This window comes from Sphingomonas sp. 66-10, from assembly GCF_001897045.1.
GTDB classification, from domain to species: domain Bacteria; phylum Pseudomonadota; class Alphaproteobacteria; order Sphingomonadales; family Sphingomonadaceae; genus Sphingomonas; species Sphingomonas lycopersici.
Genome location: NZ_MKRR01000007.1, coordinates 1,056 through 3,391, shown reverse-complemented (window position 1 = coordinate 3,391; position 2,336 = coordinate 1,056). Strand labels below are relative to the sequence as shown.

Annotated in this window: 3 protein-coding genes; 1 reads left to right on the top strand and 2 read right to left on the bottom strand. The window is 61.9% G+C overall.

All coding sequences use genetic code 11. The annotated features are described in order from the left end of the window. Positions 1–15: 15 nt before the first annotated feature. Positions 16–522, bottom strand: a complete 507-nt coding sequence (locus BGN95_RS01120) for an Hsp20 family protein (RefSeq protein WP_066519559.1) — start codon at positions 520–522, stop codon at positions 16–18. A gap of 94 nt (positions 523–616) precedes the next feature. Then, on the bottom strand, positions 617–1,273 hold the full coding sequence (locus tag BGN95_RS01115; protein WP_174521975.1) for an HdeD family acid-resistance protein: 657 nt from the start codon (positions 1,271–1,273) through the stop codon (positions 617–619). Positions 1,274–1,800: 527 nt separating this feature from the next. On the opposite strand from BGN95_RS01115, the gene BGN95_RS01110 reads away from it, so the two are divergent. Next, positions 1,801–2,336 (top strand): class I SAM-dependent methyltransferase (locus tag BGN95_RS01110; protein WP_286771370.1); only part of this gene is annotated, 536 nt, incomplete at its 3' end.

The window sequence follows — 2,336 nt, the reverse complement described above, 5'->3', positions numbered from 1 at the left end:
GAGCCCGGTTCGGCATCAGGCAGCTTCGCGCTGCTTGGCGCCGTCGTTGGCCTTCTCGTTATTGTTCGCGGACGAGTCCTCGATCCGGCGGGCATTTTCACCAGCCGCGCCGATGCTGATCTTCCGCGGCTTCATCGCCTCGGGGATCTCGCGCACCAGCTCGATCGAGAGCATGCCATCCTTGAGCTCCGCATTCTTCACCTGAACATAATCCGCCAGGCCGAAGCGGCGCTCGAAGTCACGCGCAGCGATGCCGCGGTGGATGTAGCGGCTTTCCTCGCTTTCCTGCTTGCGGCCAGAGACCACGAGCAGATTCTGCTGAGCGGTCACTTCGATCTCGTCGGGGCGGAAGCCGGCCACCGCCATGTTGATGCGGTAGCGGTCCTCGCCTTCGCTCACGAGGTCGAACGGCGGATAGTTGTCGGCAACCTGCGAAGTCAGACCGTTCTCGAGCAGGTCGAACAGCCGGTCGAAGCCAACAGTCGAACGCCGGAACGGCGTGAAGTCATAGTTGGTCCTCATAAACAAGTCCTCCTTTGAGCAACGAGTGTATGAAGAGCGTCCGAGAGAGCGGACGCACTCTCCATGCCGGGTCCTTTCGGCACCCGGCAGGAGATTATTTGGTTTCGTCAGAACGGCTTTCAAGACCATTCTCAACAGCCTGAAGTCGCTTCAGGCGGATGCCGAGGCTGATCAGCGTGAAGCCGGCAAAGAACGCCCAGGCCGCGATCACCCACGCCACCGAGAGGATGCTGGCGATGGGGTAGAGCCACAGCATGGTCCACACCCAAACGCCCAGCAGGATCGACAGCGCGCCCGAGATTCCAAGCAGCCATTCGCCCTTGATCTCCTTGCGAAGCCGGATAGCGGCCGCGATCTCAAGGGCACCGGTGAGGAACGCCCAGGCGATCAGTACGCCGAGCGTTACGAGCGCATAGCTTAGGGTTGCGACCTCAGGCATGAGCGCAACGGCCACCGCGGCCGCGATGCCGATGACGCCGCGCAGGACCATCGCCCACCAGCGATCCTCCTTCTTCGTCGCCCCCCGTACACCCGCGATCAGCGACAGGATGCCGTCTGCGCCGGCATAAGCGGCAAACACGAGGGTGAAAGCGAACAGAGCATTCAGCGGAAACAGGATAGTGACTACGCCCAGCAACAGGGCCAGGGCACCACGGAACACAATCCAACCCCAGTTCCGCCTCAACAGCGCAGAACCCCGGGCATAAGCACTCCCCGTGGAGAAGGGGGAGGCAAAAGACATTGCGGTCATATGATCTCTCCCAGTTCAACAGCGGAGGCCGACACGGGAGCCCTGATCAGGCACTTCCGCGCCGGCGACCATCACGCGCAGAGATAGGCGACGCCATCATGATTTGAATAGCTGCTCACGGACCCGGCAATAGCTGCGGCCTGCGGGCAAGGTGTTGGCCGAGGATCGCGAGAGTGCGTTCGGCGTCGATAAGGGCGGCTTCCTGCCGCTCTCGGAGCCGGCGAGGTCGCCGACCGTGCCGGCGCGGGGTGGTCAGCATCGGCGGCGACGGCCATTGCGGGATCGCACCCCGTCGAGGTCGAACTTCGTGGCGGCTATGCCACGTCGTTCCGCGCGGCTGTCCCGGTGGCCTACTCCGCCGGCCGTCCCGCCGATAGATGGCGCCGACCTTCGGCTATAGAGAGGCCGTGCTGCACCTGTGCGTAGATGCCCCGGGGTTTCGGCGGCGCCGTGCCTTTCGCAAGGACAGGGGCGAGAGGCTGATCTTCCTCATGGTGCTGCGAGCTGAGCCTTGTTAGCCGCGGCTCATGGCTCTCATCGATCGCTTTCTTGCCACGCGGGTCAAGCGGGGACAGCTTTCCGTCACCCACGCCGACGGCAGGGTCCAAACCTTTGGCACACCCGACCCAATGATGCCTGACATCGCAATACGGTTCAGCGATTCCGCGGTCGCCGCGCGAATTGTCCGCAATCCGGCACTCGGTGCCGCGGAAGCATATATGGACGGACGGCTGTTGATAGACAGAGGTGATATCCGTGGATTGATCAATCTGTTGAAAGGCAACAGCCCGTGGGAGGAAGGAGACCGGCTAAGACCATTGGCTCCAATCCGGCTGCTGGAGCAATTCGTGCATCGCATTGACCGTATCAACATGAAGCGTCGCTCCAAGCGTAACGTTGCGCATCATTACGATCTGTCCGACCGCCTTTATGACCTCTTTCTCGATGCTGATCGCCAATATAGCTGTGCATATTTCACCGACCCGGCGAATACGCTGGAGCAAGCCCAAGCGGATAAGAAGGCCCATATCGCGGCCAAGCTCCTGCTCAAGCGAGGTATGCG

Coding starts and splice junctions, on each gene's coding strand:
- BGN95_RS01115 (WP_174521975.1), bottom strand. CDS start 1,273: ATGACCGCAATGTCTTTTGCCTCCCCCTTCTCCACGGGGAGTGCTTAT.
- BGN95_RS01120 (WP_066519559.1), bottom strand. CDS start 522: ATGAGGACCAACTATGACTTCACGCCGTTCCGGCGTTCGACTGTTGGC.